The organism is Chryseobacterium pennae (genome assembly GCF_003385515.1).
In the GTDB taxonomy this organism is placed as follows: Bacteria; Bacteroidota; Bacteroidia; order Flavobacteriales; family Weeksellaceae; genus Chryseobacterium; species Chryseobacterium pennae.
Genome location: NZ_QNVT01000067.1, coordinates 1 through 1,431, shown reverse-complemented (window position 1 = coordinate 1,431; position 1,431 = coordinate 1). Strand labels below are relative to the sequence as shown.

The following is a 1,431-nucleotide window of genomic DNA, read 5'->3' as shown; positions in this document are numbered from 1 at the left end:
TGGACTGCCCCCAAAAAGTTAGACACTTTTTAGGGGCATTTTTTTATGTATAGAAAAGAAAAATTTAGCGTTGCTTTCAAATTAGAATGTATTAACCTTCACAAAAATTCTCATCGTTCGATTGAATCTATAGCAACAGAGAAAGGATTTAATGAAAGCAATCTGCGCAAGTGGATTGGTTTTTATAGCAAGTATGGAATCTCGGGACTACACCCAAGAAAAAACAGGAGTTATTCCCTGAATTTCAAGGTTAAAGTTCTAAAAGCCATCGAAACAGAGCATATCTCACAAAGGGAAGCATGTATCCGATTCGATATCGCAGCTCAATCTACCGTGTTGAATTGGCAAAGGGATTACGAAAAAAGTGGTATTTTAGGTTTAAAGAATAAACCCAAAGGAAGACCGTGTATCATGAGTGATTACAAGCGTAAGAAAAGAAGTTCCGATAAGCCATTGACCAGAGAAGAAGAACTTTTATTGGAAAACGAAAGACTTCGAGCTGAAATTGATTTTCTAAAAAAGTTAGACGCCTTAACTCTGAAAAAGAACAAGCAGAGGCCATCGAAGGATTAAGGCGAAAATATGACCTATCACTCCTGTTGGATTGTACAGGTATGGCCAGAAGCAGTTTTTATTACCATCAGAAAGCTCTTGATAAAAAGGATAAATATGGAGAAGTAAAAACTTTGATAAAACAGATTTATCATAGACATAAAGGCCGGTTTGGATACCGACGTATCACTTTGGCTATGAAACAACAAGGAATTGTAATCAATCATAAAACTGTCTTAAGACTGATGAAGACTCTGGGATTGAAAAGTATCGTTAGGGTTAAAAAATACAGATCTTACCGGGGAGAGCAAGGCAGGATAGCGCCAAATATTCTGGAGAGGAACTTTAAGGCAGATGGGCCAAACAGAAAATGGGCCACTGATGTGACAGAATTTAACGTCTCAGGCAGTAAATTGTATCTTTCGCCAATAATTGACCTTTACAATGGCGAGATTATCAGTTACGATCTCTCGGAAAGACCTGTTTTTGCACAAGTTGTGAATATGCTCAAAAAAGGGCTCAGAAAAATCAAGAATACTGAAAACCTCATTATCCACTCTGATCAAGGCTGGCAATATCAGATGAAAGCCTATCAGCATCTGTTAAAAGAAAGAGGAATTATCCAAAGTATGTCCCGCAAAGGAAACTGCCTGGATAATGCGGTAATAGAAAACTTCTTTGGAACTTTAAAGTCTGAAATGTTCTATACTAAGAAATTTAAAACCATTGATGAGCTCAAAAAAGAAATAAAGAAGTATATCAATTACTACAATAACGACAGGATAAGGCTTAATCTAAAAGGAAAGAGTCCAGTACAGTACCGAACTCTTTCATATAATAATATTATTTAATTTTGTCTAAACTTTTGGGTGCAGTCTA

At 36.3% G+C, this 1,431-nt stretch carries 1 protein-coding gene; it reads left to right on the top strand.

Annotated features, from left to right (window positions below):
- Positions 1-45: 45 nt before the first annotated feature.
- A protein-coding gene (locus tag DRF65_RS29335) for an IS3 family transposase (RefSeq protein ID WP_394337832.1) occupies positions 46-1,403 on the top strand; the annotation gives its coding sequence in 2 pieces (ribosomal slippage) (positions 46-523 and positions 523-1,403; 1,359 coding nt in all).
- The last annotated feature ends 28 nt before the right edge of the window (positions 1,404-1,431 follow it).